The organism is bacterium (genome assembly GCA_029210545.1).
GTDB lineage: Bacteria > BMS3Abin14 > BMS3Abin14 > BMS3Abin14 > BMS3Abin14 > JARGFV01.
Map to the genome: position 1 here is coordinate 1 of JARGFV010000062.1, position 14,815 is coordinate 14,815.

The following is a 14,815-nucleotide window of genomic DNA, read 5'->3' on the forward strand; positions in this document are numbered from 1 at the left end:
CTTTTCCCTTTCCGTGGAGCGAAAAGTCCCGGATTGGACTTTTTGCGACTCTATCATTATTGATCTATCCGGTTAATGTGTTCCTAGCAGCGTGTCGGGAAACCGTGACACGCTGCGTAAAAGTTTGTCGGAAAAACGCTTATAATTCTCAATCCGGTTCGTACGCCAGGGACAGGTATTTTTCCTCCGCGGCCCTCATCCTCACGGATTCTTCGCCGCCCTTCACGTGATCGTACCCGATGAGGTGAAGGACTCCGTGGACAAGGAGCCGTCTCATCTCCTCGCCAACGGGATGACCAATCTCAACGGCCTGGCAGACCGCACTGTCCAGGGAAATAACGATATCACCCAGGAGTCCGCTCCCGCCCGGTATCTCCTCTCCCTCCGACTGTGAGAAAGAAAGGACATCTGTGGGGCTGTCGATGCCCCGGTAGGCTCTGTTGAGCGAACGGATCTCCTCGTCATCGGTGACGAGGATGCTGAGTTCGGCGTCACTCCTGTCCAAGTCGCTTAATATTCTTGACGCCAGCTCCGTCAGGCTCTTCCGGTGTGCCTCCATCTCCGGTTTCCGACTCAGAAACTGGATCATCTTTTCTCTTTTTCTCCCTCTTGCGCTCTTCAGTGATTCCTTGCGGCTCGGGGTAATCGATACGGTGATGCAGGATCCCCGTGACCGTTCTCGTGAAACTCCTCGCTATCTGGTGAAGTTCCCGGAGAGTCAGGTTCGACTCGTCAAGCTGCCCGTCGATGAAAATATCGTTGATGATCTTCTGGATCAGCCCCCGGATCCGTGCGGGAGTCGGGTCGGTCAGGACCTTGGAGGCAGCTTCCACCGCGTCGGCCAGCATGATGAGGGCGGCCTCCCGGCTCTGGGGCTTGGGGCCCGGGTAGCGGAAATCTCTCTCGTCGACGGTCTGAACCGAGGGATCTTCCATCTCCTTGGCTTTATTGTAAAAGAACTTGATGATCCGGGTACCGTGGTGCTGGGTAATGATGTCCACGACCCGCCGCGGAAGACGATGCTCCCTTGCGACCTCGGCTCCCTCCTTGACGTGGGATGCGAGGATGAGGGCGCTCATGCTCGGGCTCAGCTTTTCGTGGCGATTGTCCCTGTTCTCCTGGTTCTCCACGAAGTATTCGGGCTTGTTCATCTTGCCGATATCGTGGTAGGTGGCGGCAACCCTGGCCAGGAGCGGGTTGGCCCCGATCTCTTCGGCTGCGCCCTCGGCGAGGGACCCCACCAGCACACTGTGGTGATAACTTCCCGGTGCCTTGAGGATCATCTCCTTGAGAGCAGGCTGATTGAGGTTCGCAAGCTCCATCAGTTTCATGTCAGAAGCCACGTTGAAGGTGGATTCCAGGATGGGGATGGCGAGGGATGCGATGAGGGCCACCAGGATCCCTCCTCCTGCCGCTGAAAGGAGTTGTGACGCCGGGTTGGCGGCGAACAGCTCACCTTCCAGGAGGAGGATCACCAGCGCTATGCCCATATTTGCCGCGCTCACGGCAAGCCCGGCTCGGATGAGGGAAAATCTCTGGCGGCAATGGACGACGCTGAACGCGGCGACGATACCGCCAAGGAATGAATAGAGGAAGATAATGTGGCTCCACTCGAGAAAGACGGCTGAAAAGATGGAGAGAAGCGCCGCCGTAACGATGGACACGGTCACCGGGAAAAGGGTCCCGGACACCATGGCCCCCAGGGCAAAGGGGATCACCAGGTGCAGGGTCGTTTGCGAAAGCCCCGTGTAGGTCGTGGTAACCGCCTCGGAGAGGAGCAGGACCCCCCGCATCGTGGCGACCTGCAGAACAATGACGACCGCCAGGATGGACAGGCCCCGGACATCTCCGGCCGTCTGGGGGTGGACAACCCTCAGCAGCATGAAACAGGCGTAAGTGACGATGGAGATGAGGAGAAACAGGCCCAGGATGAACGATGTCCGGCTCATGTCTGGAGAAAGTTCCTTCAGCTCCGAGATCTTCAGGATCTGTTCCTCGGTGAGGGGGTCTCCCGCCCTTACGATGACCTCTCCTCTCCTGACCTGGTAGTAAACAGCGCTGGTGTCACCGACGGCCTTCTTCCGACGCTCCTCGGTCTCGGACCGGCCGTAGGTCATGCTTGGGCGAACCAGGTCGTCCACCATTTTTTCGAGGAGGCGTCTCAAGGGCAGCGCCTGTTTCGACCATGTGACCGATGTTATGCCTTTCCTGACCTGGGTCCGGGCCGCTTCTACCGAAAGGATCCCGGAAAAGTCGTCTAAAACGACCTCTTCCGTGGGACGATCGATGCTCCGTACGGTAATTCCCTTGCCCCTCTCCCTGAGCAGCGTCTCCCGGTTGTCAACGATACTCTGGGACAGGATGGGGGTGAACGCGTCCACGATCACCTTCTCGGTTCGTTCGCTGAACCCGTCCTCAAGGAGCGGCTTCATCTCGTCCGGGTCCAGGTTGACTGAAAGCTGGTCGATAAAAGCCGCAATAGCCGCCGAGCGTTCGGTTTGCGCGCCCTGCCGGAACAGGTCGAGTTCCTGCTGCAGGACTGCCTTTTCAGCCTTCCCGCCCGCCCTCACCTCCTGGATGAGACCACTTTCCTCCTCCTTCTGGAGTTCGATCATGGTCCTCATCCTGGAGAAGAAGCCCCTCAAACTCGCCAGGATCTTGGACGCTTGCGTGGGATCAAGATCGAACACCGCCAGGACCGAGGCCTCGGCCTCCAGTTTCCTGGCCCGGGTGGATGACGGGTCCTCCACAAGGAACGATCTGGTGGCCCGGATATCCCTCTGGGCAATATCACCGGCCTTGTAGTCGGCGGCTCTGAACGGCTTGGCCGGCACGAGGAGGTATGTGACGAGGATAACCGTCACCCAGAAAAGAATGGAGGTCTGTGTATCCTGGTTCCACTTGACGAAAGAACGCCATCCGGTCTGGTCCGTTCCGGCAGGTTTTGTTTTGTCGGTCATGTGCGCAAAAGGGTTCCAGACCACCTCAGATCCCCCTGTTCTCGTAGGCGCGGATGATCTGCTGCACGAGAGGATGTCGAACGACATCCCTTCCGTCAAAGTTCACGAAACTGATGCCGGGAATGTCCGCGAGAAGATCCATGACCTCCACAAGACCGGAAGCGTCGCGATGGGGGAGATCGATCTGGGTAATGTCGCCTGTAATGACGGTCCTGGAATCGAAACCCAACCTGGTCAGGAACATTTTCATCTGTTCCGTCGTCGTGTTCTGTGCCTCGTCGAGGATAACGAAGGAATCGTTGAGCGTCCGCCCTCGCATGAAGGCGAGGGGCGCCACCTCGATGACCCCCTTTTCGACCATTTTCAGGGCTTTTTCCGCACTGAGCATTTCAAACAGGGCATCGTAAAGGGGTCTCAGGTAAGGGTTGACCTTCTCGTACATATCACCCGGCAAAAACCCGAGTTTTTCGCCAGCCTCCACCGCCGGCCTGGTCAGGATGATCCTGCTCACCTCCTTGGATATGAGCGTTTTGACGGCCAACGCCATGGCCAGGTAGGTCTTGCCGGTCCCGGCGGGCCCCACTCCGAAAACGATGTCGTCTGTCCGTATCCGTTCGATGTACAGTTTCTGGTTGAGACTCTTGGGGACGACCGTCTTGCGGGGCGTGATCACCACGGATTCCGAGGCCAGTTCCGTGTAATCGGTCCTCGATCCGTTGGCCGACTGCCTGAACAGGTTCTGCATCTCTTCGCCGGACAGGGACACGCCACGCTCCAGATTTCCAACGATGTCGGTCACGAGGCGCTGAACCTCGCTCACCTTCTCTCCGGGACCCTCGAAAAAGACCTTTTCACCGCGGACCCCGACCTTTACGCCGGTCATCTGCTCGATCATCTTCAGGTTCCGGTCGAGGTCGCCCGACAAGGCCTGGACATGTCTCTCGTCATCTAGGGTAAGCGTTTTTTTCAATGTCACTCCCCGGGAGGGGATATCACGGGGCGGCTTTCACTCCAGACAATGGTGTATGGAGTGGAAAAGGGGTATGAGATGTCCGATTCCAGGACAAAACCGGCCTGGACCAGATCCTCCAGCGCAAGGGGATAGGACCCTTTCTCAAGGCGGTACGTCTCGAGGGCCAGGAGCAGGCGCTGCTGCTGGGCGCTCACCACGGCCTGCCGAACCATGATTGTCCTGGTCGAGCTGATCTGGGTCAGCAGGTTCAGCTTCCCGCCGGTCTTCGCCGCCAGGGTAAACAGGACGAACAGCAGGGCTGCCGCGAAGAGAAGGCCGGAGACCATGGCGATCACACCCCTTCTTTTTTTGGTCTCCCTGGCGGTCTCCTCCGTCTTGGGCCTGGAGGCGGGAACCTTCACCGGTTTGATCAGCCCGAAACCGGACAGATCCACAAGAGCCTTGGAGGCCTCGAAGTCCCCGAGCAGGGACCGGTAGGCCACGTCGCTCACGGTGAATTGGCCATTGACCAGATCGAACACCTTTTCCTGGCCCCCGGACAAAAGGATCTTGTCCGATTCGTAAGATCTGGGTTTCTCCTCGCCCAGGATGTCAAAGTCGAGATCGTCTTCCTCCTCGGCATCCGCGCCCGGGCGGGAACTTCGAATGATCTTTTCCTCGGCATCCGGGACCTTGGCGAATACCATCTCCATGGACGGGACCTTGTTCTGGACTCCGGGCCATTCGTCTATGATCCTCGCTGCCTCCATGAGGATATATTCCGCCGGCAGAGGCGAGATGAACTGCTTGTCGTAGGAGATCTTTCCCGAATCGAACTTGTACGTACCGTTTCCCCACTGGAAGATCTTGTAAAGGGTTTCCTTGATCTGGAAAGCGAGAGCGGCCCGGAACAGCTCTTCGGTAAGGTAATTTTTCTCGGTGAGGATCACCCCGAGTTTTTTCGATGTCCTTTTCTGCTCCTGGAGACACTCTTCCAGCCGACCCATATCAATGAGCCCTGACTTGACCAGGATATCCCCGACCCTCTCCTTTTCCTGGGTCTTTGCGCTGCCGATCTCTGCCCCGACGACTTTCCCTTCATCGAAGGTCACCGCCACACTCTTGCCCTTGTCCTCGAGGTAAAGGATCCCTGCCTTTCTCTGGTGGGAGATGAGTTGGAAGATATCCGAAAGACCGAAGTCCCTGAGAGTTCCCTTCAAGGCCATGGGATCAGTTCTCCTCCAGGCGGTCACCCACGCTTTTGAACGCGATGAGATAAAAGAGGCCCAGGAGCAAACCGAAAACAACCCAGGAGGTCGGCCCGACCTGGATCTCCAGCATGGTGGTATTTCGGAAAAGGCCGTGCCAGAAGATCCACTTGGTCCAGAACATCGTGGAGACCGTTATGAAGACCAGGGACTGCCACCCGGCGCCCAGGTAGATATGTCCCATTCCAGGCAACAGGATCGTGGTGACGCTCGACACCAGCGCCCTCCTCTTGTTGAACCTTATGATCTGCATCATCTTCTTGACCCGGCTCGCCGGATCGACGCCGCTGCGCACCAGGAATATCTGCCTGCACTGGGCGCAGAGGATATCAGAACTGGACTGACTGCACTTGGGGCAATGCATCCGGTTGCACTTGCGGCACCGCCTGGAAATGTTCAGCCGGTCGACAATGGGCACACCCAGGAACAGGATGACCGCCGAAACGGGAAAGAGGAACCAGGACAGGCTGAAGGGAACCTGTGGAACAAAGCCGTTCCAGAGGCCTTCCCTCCACTTCCTGCCTTCAGCACTCAAGGTGAGGGCGTTGGTGAGGTAATGTCCGGTTTCTCCGTAGATGTCCACCGTGATCCGCTGCCCCCCCTCCTGCTGGGCTGCCGTCAGTGAACCTGCCAGTTCGGGGTCGGCATCGTTGGCGATCCGGAACTCGCGCTCCCCCTCTTCGAGCTGCAGGTTCTCACGGAGGGCCTGGCTGAGGTTGTAATGAATCCTGGAATCGTCCTTGTACCTCAGGGCCTGTCGATAATGCTCGATGGCGGCATCAACTCTCCCCATGCTGAACAGGACATTACCGAGGTTATTGATCACCGCGGGAGAATCAGGAGTAAGTTCCATGGCCTGAGCGAGGAGTGTCTCCGCTTCACGGACCCTTCCCGATCTCTTGAGGACCACCGCGAGAGCAGCGAGGACCTGGCCATCTTCGGGATCCTGGACACGGAGACGATGAAGGCTCTCAACCGTTCGGGCTCCCTCGCCTCCCCTTTCAGCGAGATAGAGGTCCGCCGGGCCTGAACCTGAATAATATTCGTTGCTCAGCGCGAGAACGTGGACAAGCAGGGGCAGCGACGTCAGAATAACGATAGCACACCCGACGGCCACACGCTCTCTGCCGGTAAGGTGCAGGCCCATGATCAAGGCGCACAAAATAACCCATAACACCAGTGGGAGCCCCATGACCAGAACAGCCGCCAGGAGGACAAGGATAGCCGCATACCAGAGCCACTGGGGAATTTTCACCAGGTGGGAAAGGTCGTGTGCGAGCCGGGGTACGACCCTGGGAAGGAACAGCAGGATTGTCAGGATGGAGGAAACCGCGAGGGCCACCAGGATCCACAGGACAAGCCCGAGACTCCACGGATAAAAGGACCTGAAATCCCTGAAAAACACACCCCAACCCTCGAGGAGGGCATCCAGTGAAGAAAGGGCGCGAAGCTGGTTCTGTCGCCACACGGTCCGCGCCCTGGAGAAATGGGGGGCCGGATCATCCGGGGCAAGTTCCCTGGCATAGGAGGTGAATTCAAGGGCATCGTCATAGCGTTTCTGCTTACGCGCCGCGGAAGCCTCTACAAGGAGGGCGGCGGCCGGCGCGAAAAGGTTGGGGATACCCCGTTCCTTGCGGTAGGCGAGGACCTTGTCCAGATTTCCCTTGGCTTCGGAAAAGTTCCCACGGAGCACATTCTGGCGATACAGGAACCAGTTGTCCTCCCAGGGCGCTCGCCAGACCCTCGAAGAACCTCCGGTGTCTCCCAAGACCGAATCGGTTTCGGGTTCCCTTTCATCGATGTCCAGCACCTCTGAAAGGGGAAAATCAACCGTGACCTCGCTGATCTCGATGGCAAGTGCAGGGCGGACGGCGATCAGAGACAGGATCAGAAACGGGAGAAGATATCTGAGAAAAGGCATCAGATGAGTGCCCTATCCCTTACCCTTGATGGCGTCAATGTATTTGTATTTCAGCTGCGCGGTGGATTCCTTGATCAGGTTCGTCTCGTCCTTTGTCAGGTTCCCCTCCGTCTTGTCCCGAAGGAGATCCAGCAGGTCGATGGTCTGGCTCACCGCATCAAGATTCCTCTCCTGGCTCTTTTCCCCCGTCACGGGATCGGCCAGGTCGCCGAGCTGGATCAGGGCCGAGCTGAAAAGGGAGAATACAAAGGTGGAAAAATCCACCTTGGGGATGCTGCGGGAGCCTGCGCTCCCGGAGGCCCCTGATCCTTGTCCCGTCTCGTTCCCCGCTTCGCCCCCCGGTTCGGAAGCATCTTCCCGGGGAGACTCCACGGTGTCGGACGAGACCGGACTCTCCCCTTCGCCTCCGGAAGACGCGCGGCGGTCCTCGACCTTGAAGTCCTTGTCTTTGCTCCCGTCATCGGCCATGAAAGGGTTTCTCCACCCCCGGACCGTTCCTTCCAGGGGACGTTAAGGATATCGCGTATCGCAGCGGGGCTGGTCCAGGTTCCGGACGTGGTTCGGGCTATGCCCCTTCTCCTCGTCCGGATGAATATACCAATTTCGTCCGGTCAGTGGCAAGGGGGGGATATCGTTTACGGTACACAGTTTACGGTACACAGTTGATGACTTCGCAAAAAGTCATCAACGCGCCCCGCGCGGGGCGCCCAAATCAATGACAAGCCGCGCCTGGGAAGGGCGCCCGGATCGATGACCGATGAAAGCAGCCGCGCCTGGGAGAGGCGCCCGGATCGAGTGCCAATGGCTGTGTGTTCGATCCGTGAGGGAACCGAAAACCACGCTTTTCGGTTCCCGTTGAGCCAAAGTCTCGCACAGACTTTGGTGATCTATCAGCAGTCATTGTAAGGAAAGGGAAAACGACGCTTTTCCCTTTCCCCAGGACACTAATGAGCCAGGAAAAGTCCCGACTGGACTTTTTGCGACTCTATCAGATGTTGTGCCGGAAGAAGCGTCTTGTCCCGGATTCTGCCTTTTCAGGCGTCCCTGTCCCTTATGACGAGGAGCCTGGTCTCGGTCATTTCTTCCATGGCGAACCGGATCCCCTCACGCCCGAATCCGCTGTCCTTGACCCCTCCGTAAGGCATGGAGTCCACCCGCCAGGATGGTATATCTCCGATGATCACGCCCCCGACGTCCAGGTTCTCCCATGCCCTGAAAGCGCGGTTGATGTTGTTTGTGAACAGGCCGGCCTGGAGCCCGTAAACACTGTCGTTGACTTCAGCCAGGACCTGGTCGAAATCTGAAAAAGCGCTGAGAACGGCGACCGGTCCGAACGCCTCCCCGGAACAAAGGTCCTGGTCCCCTGGAACATTTTCAAGGAGGGTGGCCTCCAGCATGGCCCCCTGTCTTTTGCCCCCGCACAAAATTTTCCCTCCAGCCTTGACGGCCGCGTCGATCCAGCTTTCCAGTCGTTCGGCCTCCTGCACGGATATCATGGGACCGATGAAGGTGTTTTCGTCCTTCGGATCGCCCATTTTCAGGACGGACGTCTTCTCTACAAGGAATTTTTTGAAAGGTTCGTAAAGGGACTCGTGTACCATGATGCGCTGGACCGAGATGCAGCTTTGCCCTGACTGGTAGAAAGCGCCAAAGATGATCCTGTCAACCGCGTCGGCGATATCGGATCCCTCGTCCACCACGCAGGCGGCGTTGCCTCCCAGCTCCAGGGAAACCCTCTTTTTCCCGGCACGTGCCTTGATGTCCCAGCCCACCCCCGGTGATCCGGTGAAACTGATGTGCTTGAGCCGGTCGTCCGTAACGAGCAGGTCGGCCCTGGATCCCGGGCACGGCAGGATGGAAAAAGCCCCCTCGGGAAGGTCCGTCTCCGCGAGAATCTCCCCGATAATGATGGCCCCGACAGGGGTCCAGCTCGCGGGCTTGAGAACAAAGGGGTTTCCCACTGCGATGGCCGGAGCCACCTTGTGGGCCACGAGGTTCAACGGAAAGTTAAAGGGGGTGATGAATGAGCATGGTCCGACAGGGAACCGCTTGTACATCCCCGTGTACCCCTTCGCCCTGGGGGTGATCTCCATGTTCATGACCTCACCCTGGATGCGGACAGACTCCTCGGCAGCGATGCGGAAAGTGTCGATGAGACGGGAGACCTCACCGCGGCTGTCGCGGATCGGTTTTCCCGCTTCCAGGCACAAGGACCCGGCCAACTCCGCGGCCCTTTCGGTGAACCTGTCGACACAGTGGTACAGGATCCGCTGCCGGTCGTAGGGCCGCAGCTGCTTCATCTCCTCGAAAACCGCCGCGGCAGCGGCGATCCCCTTGTCGAGGGTAGCCTCATCGGCCATGGCGACACGTGTGACCACTTCCCCGCTGAACTTGTCGGTGACCTCCAGGTCCTGGTTGGGAGACATCGGGCGGTTTGCCAGGTAGTACGGGTAGGAGTCTTTCAGCATCTTTCTCTCCCTCTGTGGAAATTTCGTCTTAAAACTTCCGACAATCTACCACAGAAGGTGGCCGGCTTTCAGCAATTAGGTGCAGGCGACATGAAAAATCTATCTTACAGCAGGGTAGCCCTGGTCGTCCGAAGGTGGACGACCAGGGCTACCCTGCCGGCTCTGTGTGAGGCCGCCTTTGTTTATGGTTCTGATCTATTTTTCAGGGACGGGAACCTACTTTGATAAAAGTCCCTTCCCGGAACTCCCTGAACGCCGTGTGTAGCTCTTCCTCCGTGTTCATGACGATGGGGCCGCCCCATGCGACGGGTTCCCCGATGGGCTGGCCAGCGATGAGGAGAAACCGGACCCCTGTGTCCCCTCCCCTGATGGAAACCTGCTCCCCCCTGCCGTAGAGGACGACATGCTCCGCACCGTACTCGCTCCCCTCCACCGTCGAAAAGCGGCCCTGCCCGCTGAGGACGTAGGCGAACACAGTGTGCTCTTCCGGGAGATCGCATGTGAAGGTCTCACCCGCTGGGACTTCAACGTCGTAATATGACGGTGCCTGAACCAGATCCTCCATGGGACCCGCTACGTCCTTATGTCTTCCGGCGATGACCCTGACCGCAGTTCCGTTGTCGTTCCTGACAACTGGTATGGTCCCGGCCATGATATCCCTGTAGCGGGGATCCATCATCTTCCGGGAAGCGGGAAGGTTCACCCACAACTGGAGTCCCCTCATATCCCCGGAAACCTTCCGGGGCATCTCCTGGTGGATGATGCCGCTTCCGGCCGTCATCCACTGGACATCACCGTCACCGATGGCGCCGCTGTTGCCGATGCTGTCACCGTGGTCCACATCGCCGTGGAGAACATATGTAACCGTCTCGATCCCGCGGTGGGGATGCCACGGAAATCCTGCCATATAGTCGGACGGGTTCCCGGAATGGATGTCGTCGAGGAGGAGGAACGGATCGAAGGTCGGCGCCTCGGCGTGCCCGAAGGCCCTCCTGAGGCGAACACCCGCGCCTTCCATGGTGGGGACACTCTTTAAGACCTGAACAGGCTTTCTCACTGAAGTCATACTGCGTCCTTCCAGGGCCTCCCCGCCGTATACAGACAAGTTTAAGCACACCCTTCGTGATGGGCAACAAATGAATCCTGAGAAATCAACATTGATAGAGTCGCAAAAAGTCCAATCCGGGACTTTTTACGACCCTGTCAAGGTTGTGCGCCACGCCGGCCAGATCTCTCTGAAAATCCGGCGGGCGTATTATGGATTGTTCCAGATGATCCGCCGAAGGATCCGCATCGTGTCCATGGCATAGCGGACGGTTCTGAAAACAGCGGGTTACGTGTTCCTGAGCCTGGCTGCCGCAGGCAGGGGGGAACCATACCCGAAATCCGCAAGGAAGGCCCGTTTGGCCGGGACTTCGGGGTCGGCGGGTGGCGTCGATGCCGAAAAGTCCAGGTACCAGGACCGGCGTGTCAGAAACAGACCCCTCAGACACCCCGACCGGAGGCCGGCCCAGACCAATCGCGGATTTCGGGTTTTGGCTTGACAACGATCCAAAGGACAAACACTCTGCGGAGTAAAAACAGGTCCACCGGAAGTCCAGGCGGGACTTTCTGCTCCACTTTCTACCCGCTAATGCAAGGGAGCCGTGATGGGGAACCAGGGCAGCTCACCCCGGAAACGATCCGCCGGCTTTTCCATGGCGGAACTGCTGATCGTGCTCTCCGTTATCGGCATCCTTGCCGCCATATCCATCCCCATCTTCCTTGAGCAGAAGGACAAGGCCATCATCGGGGTGACCAAGGCCAACCTCGATGCCATGCGCACGGGGCTGACCCGGCACACGATCCGCACGTCCGACAACCTGTATCCCGTCGGGGAGCTGCACTACTTTGATTTCAGGGCCACCGTTCCGGAAGCCAACCTGCCGCCCCTGGAAACAGAAGCGAAGATATTGACCGGCTCTTTTAACTATTCAAGCGATGGGGCCGCCTACACCCTGCAGGTCACCTCCACCAACCGGACAGCCGCCCGCTTCAGGGCCTCCCAGGCCGGGATCGTTCGGGAGTGAACGGGCATGGGTGGGAAACCGCATGGGAGCAAGGGAGCTTGGGGGCATGGGGGAAAAACCCGCAACCTGAAACGTGAAACCCGGAATCCAGGCCAATCCCCGTTTCCTGCAAAAGCGCTAAGAGCTGATTCACCTCAGCGCGCATCCACCTGCGTCATCACCCTTCGCTAAAACTATGGGTGACAGGAAGCTACGGTGGGCAAGCGGCTTGTCCGCCATCTTGTCTCCCATTGTCACACTTCCTTCACACCACCAGGGTGGAAGCCTCGCGGTACTCGCCAAAGAGGATGCCAAATCGAGCACCGGGCCCTCCCCCCACCTTCACCTGGCCGCCCAGTTGCTCTGTGAGGATGGTAATGAGCTGCATGCCCATAGAGTGGGTAGTGTTGATATCGAAGCCCTGGGGCAGCCCGACTCCGTCATCCTCCACCTTTATCATGTAGAGGCCTTCACCGAAGTCCTGGAAGGTTACGGATACCTGACCCCGGCGGCCGTCAGGGAAAGCGTGCTTGACCGCGTTGGTGAGAAGTTCATTGACGATGAGCCCCACCGGAATGGCCGTGTCCACCGGCAGGATCGCTTCCTGCAAACTCATTTTCAGGTCGATTCCGGCCGGATGGGCGCCATGTGTTTCCATAATGTAATGAGAAAGGCGGTCGATGTACCCGGCGAAATTCACATTGGCAACGTCATTAGACTCGTACAGATCCTGATGGATGAGCGCCATGGTCTGGAGCCGATTCTGGCAGTCAGCAAGGATGCCCTGGGTCCTCCCTTCTCCGCTATAGTAGGCCTGCAAGTTCAGGAGCGCTGAAAGGGCCTGCAGGTTGTTCTTCACCCTGTGGTGCACCTCCTTGAGAAGGGTGCTCTTCTCCAGCAAGGCCGCCCGGATAGTCTCCTGCCCCCTCTTCAGGTCAGAGATGTCCACGAAGCTTTCGATGAGGTGGCTTTGGCCGTCGAGGTGGATGAGTTTCACCGATTTCATTATAGGCAGGGATCTGCCATCAGCCGTCAGCAACACGCGCTCCGAATTTTCGATCTCCTGACCGAGGTCTGTTGCGGGACAGGCGTTTTTCTCGGCAGGACACACGAAACGGTGACATTCTCTACCCACAACCTGGCCCCTCGGCAGCCCGATGATTCTTAACGCTGTTTGATTGATATCACGGATGCGGTGGGTATTCGCGTCCACCACATAGATCCCCGTGTGGGTGTTTTCCCAGAAGGCCCTCGTCTTCTCCTCGCTCTCCCTGAGGGCCTCCTCGTTCCTCTGGCGCTCGCCAATTTCGTCTTCAAATTCCCGGTTCAGCGCCTGCAGATCCTTGCTGGAGCGTTCCAGGCTCTCGGCCATAGAGTTGAACGTCCTGCCCAGGACCCCCATCTCTCCGCTCCGCCGCACGTCTACCCTCACGTCGAGCCGACCTGACCGAAGCTCCTCGGCTGCCCTTGTCAGAATCCGCACCGGTCTGGAGATATAGCCGGAGACGAGGGCGATGAACAGCGTACTGGTTAAAAAAGCCCCGCTCAGGATGAGCAGAAGCATCCGGGTGATATCTGCCAGGCCGCTTGCGATATGGGCTTCGGACAGCCCCACGTGGATCTCCGCGGTAAGTGGCCCATACACCTGGGTGGCGATATCCTGGATGATCTCCTGCCCAATGTCGAGACGCCGCTGGGACCAGAAGGCACCCGGAGGGACGGGGTTTACTTTCCTCAGGTCCGAAGGAAAGGAGTTACCGAACGTGTGGGCCAGTATCCTCCCATCGGTGCTCTGGATGAAAACATAACTGAGAGTGGGGGTTTCGGCCACCAGGCGTTTAAGCACCTCTCTGATGTTCAGCAGCTCCAGACTGTCCTCTGCCAGGATGGCATCGGCATTCCGTTCAGCGATATACCGGGAGAGCAGGATACCCTTCTCCTGGAGCTCCTCTTTCAGGTTCTGGTAGAAAAGACCGCGGAGGAACACGATCATAACCGCCCCCACCGCCAGCATAATGACGAGAGTACTCAGAACGAAGCTGGCCGATTGGTTGAACCGGTATTTTCTCACGGCTGTCCCTTCCCGGTCAGGGACAAAAGCTCCTTCCTGAAGCGGCGTACCGATTCGTAATTCGTTTCGTCCCCGGGGACGAAACGGTCGATCCTCATATGGCGAAGGATGTCGGCGCCTTCGCTGTCTTCATTCATTGAAAGCAACAATTGGCGGATTTGATCCCTCGTGTCAGCATCAACCATGGTGGGATTGCACACCACGGGTGGAATGCCGAATGGCGGTGAGATGTGAATTATTTTCGTTTTCCTCGTCACTTCCGGGCGTGTCGCGTTCATATATTCCCAGATCAGGCTGTCCACCGCGGCCCCGTCGACGGTTCCGGAGGCGACGGCCAGTATGGATTTGTCGTGGGCGTAGGTGCATACGACCCCGGAGAAAAATTCTTCGGCGGTCTCTCCCAGACGCGCCAGGAGGAGGTAGGGGTACCGACAGCCGGAATGGGACATGGGGTCGGTTATGGCAAACCGTTTGCCCCGCAGGTCATCGAAGGACTGCCATGGACTGTCTGCCCGGACAATAAAGTAGGAGTGGTAGACGACATCTCCGTCCACCTGGGGAACAGCCAGGATTTCGAGGCCGAACTCCTCCCGCGCCTCGACGTAAGGGCCGCTGCAAATGAAGGCCATGTCCAGGTTACCGTCCCTGAGCATGTCATTGATCTCCTGGTAACTGACGCGATCCAGTAGTTGGGGCGAGCGTCCCAGTCGCGTAGCGAGGTAATCAACCATCTTGCGGTAGTAGGCGAGCCCTTCCCTTGGGGTGACGATGCCGCCTGCTGCCACTCGAAGAGGAGGCGCGGATGGAAACGGCGTGCCCGCGACGGATGGCTCCCCGGTCCTGCCCAGATCGACCTTGACAGGAGCCTCCTGCGATCCGCACGCGACCGTTGTGAAGATGAGCATGCTGGACAAAGAAGCGAGGATCAGTCTGGACTTCTTCGACGATTGGCTCATTGCCGTTCCCTCCCCGGTCGCAGCCTGCTCCGATTTCACACAACCTATTGTGAATTATAGCCCGGCGGTTTCAAGTTCGAAGTGCAACAGGGTTTAAGATGCGCCCATAATATTCTTCAAAATTAAAGTCCGGCAAGAAGATTTCCGCCGGGCACTTCCAGCCAAGGCTTT

12 protein-coding genes are annotated in these 14,815 nt (G+C 58.2%); 1 reads left to right on the top strand and 11 read right to left on the bottom strand.

Annotation, left to right across the window (positions count from 1 at the left end; translation table 11 throughout):
• Positions 1-148: 148 nt before the first annotated feature.
• The 9 genes from ybeY to P1S46_07920 all read right to left on the bottom strand — a co-directional run bounded on the left by ybeY (position 149) and on the right by P1S46_07920 (position 11,088).
• Entirely contained in the window at positions 149-505 is a 357-nt protein-coding gene (ybeY, locus tag P1S46_07880) for an rRNA maturation RNase YbeY (GenBank protein ID MDF1536403.1), read from the bottom strand.
• Positions 492-2,960, bottom strand: coding sequence for an HDIG domain-containing protein (locus P1S46_07885; protein MDF1536404.1), 2,469 nt, complete (start codon positions 2,958-2,960; stop codon positions 492-494). The genes ybeY and P1S46_07885 overlap by 14 nt, the downstream gene beginning before the upstream one ends.
• Before the next feature lie 25 nt (positions 2,961-2,985).
• Complete coding sequence (locus P1S46_07890; GenBank protein MDF1536405.1) at positions 2,986-3,936, bottom strand: PhoH family protein; 951 nt, start codon at positions 3,934-3,936, stop codon at positions 2,986-2,988.
• Complete coding sequence (locus tag P1S46_07895) at positions 3,933-5,138, bottom strand: DUF4388 domain-containing protein (protein MDF1536406.1); 1,206 nt, start codon at positions 5,136-5,138, stop codon at positions 3,933-3,935. The genes P1S46_07890 and P1S46_07895 overlap by 4 nt, the downstream gene beginning before the upstream one ends.
• Before the next feature lie 4 nt (positions 5,139-5,142).
• Positions 5,143-7,101, bottom strand: coding sequence for a tetratricopeptide repeat protein (locus tag P1S46_07900; GenBank protein ID MDF1536407.1), 1,959 nt, complete (start codon positions 7,099-7,101; stop codon positions 5,143-5,145).
• 12 nt (positions 7,102-7,113) lie between these two features.
• Entirely contained in the window at positions 7,114-7,569 is a 456-nt protein-coding gene (locus P1S46_07905; protein MDF1536408.1) for a DUF1844 domain-containing protein, read from the bottom strand.
• A gap of 566 nt (positions 7,570-8,135) precedes the next feature.
• Complete coding sequence (locus P1S46_07910; protein MDF1536409.1) at positions 8,136-9,569, bottom strand: aldehyde dehydrogenase family protein; 1,434 nt, start codon at positions 9,567-9,569, stop codon at positions 8,136-8,138.
• 202 nt (positions 9,570-9,771) lie between these two features.
• Complete coding sequence (locus P1S46_07915) at positions 9,772-10,635, bottom strand: pirin family protein (protein ID MDF1536410.1); 864 nt, start codon at positions 10,633-10,635, stop codon at positions 9,772-9,774.
• A 267-nt stretch (positions 10,636-10,902) separates the two neighbouring features.
• On the bottom strand, positions 10,903-11,088 hold the full coding sequence (locus P1S46_07920; GenBank protein MDF1536411.1) for a hypothetical protein: 186 nt from the start codon (positions 11,086-11,088) through the stop codon (positions 10,903-10,905).
• Between the two features lie 130 nt (positions 11,089-11,218).
• Between P1S46_07920 and P1S46_07925 the strand changes: the two genes are divergently transcribed.
• Positions 11,219-11,638: a prepilin-type N-terminal cleavage/methylation domain-containing protein gene (locus P1S46_07925; GenBank protein MDF1536412.1), complete on the top strand. Its 420-nt coding sequence runs from the start codon at positions 11,219-11,221 to the stop codon at positions 11,636-11,638.
• A 244-nt stretch (positions 11,639-11,882) separates the two neighbouring features.
• On the opposite strand, the gene P1S46_07930 is transcribed toward P1S46_07925, so the two are convergent.
• Together P1S46_07930 and phnD are read right to left on the bottom strand one after the other, a co-directional pair.
• Positions 11,883-13,688 carry a histidine kinase dimerization/phosphoacceptor domain -containing protein gene (locus tag P1S46_07930; protein ID MDF1536413.1) on the bottom strand — a complete coding sequence of 602 codons (1,806 nt, stop codon included), beginning with the start codon at positions 13,686-13,688 and terminating at the stop codon, positions 11,883-11,885.
• Positions 13,685-14,644, bottom strand: a complete 960-nt coding sequence (gene phnD / locus P1S46_07935) for a phosphate/phosphite/phosphonate ABC transporter substrate-binding protein (protein MDF1536414.1) — start codon at positions 14,642-14,644, stop codon at positions 13,685-13,687. Before phnD ends, P1S46_07930 begins: the two co-directional genes overlap by 4 nt.
• Positions 14,645-14,815 lie beyond the last annotated feature (171 nt).

Bases quoted from the DNA above. Each gene is read 5' to 3' on its own strand.
- P1S46_07885 (MDF1536404.1), bottom strand. From the start codon at position 2,960: ATGACCGACAAAACAAAACCTGCCGGAACGGACCAGACCGGATGGCGT.
- P1S46_07895 (MDF1536406.1), bottom strand. From the start codon at position 5,138: ATGGCCTTGAAGGGAACTCTCAGGGACTTCGGTCTTTCGGATATCTTC.
- P1S46_07900 (MDF1536407.1), bottom strand. From the start codon at position 7,101: ATGCCTTTTCTCAGATATCTTCTCCCGTTTCTGATCCTGTCTCTGATC.
- P1S46_07905 (MDF1536408.1), bottom strand. From the start codon at position 7,569: ATGGCCGATGACGGGAGCAAAGACAAGGACTTCAAGGTCGAGGACCGC.
- P1S46_07910 (MDF1536409.1), bottom strand. From the start codon at position 9,569: ATGCTGAAAGACTCCTACCCGTACTACCTGGCAAACCGCCCGATGTCT.
- P1S46_07915 (MDF1536410.1), bottom strand. From the start codon at position 10,635: ATGACTTCAGTGAGAAAGCCTGTTCAGGTCTTAAAGAGTGTCCCCACC.
- P1S46_07925 (MDF1536412.1), top strand. From the start codon at position 11,219: ATGGGGAACCAGGGCAGCTCACCCCGGAAACGATCCGCCGGCTTTTCC.
- phnD (MDF1536414.1), bottom strand. From the start codon at position 14,644: ATGAGCCAATCGTCGAAGAAGTCCAGACTGATCCTCGCTTCTTTGTCC.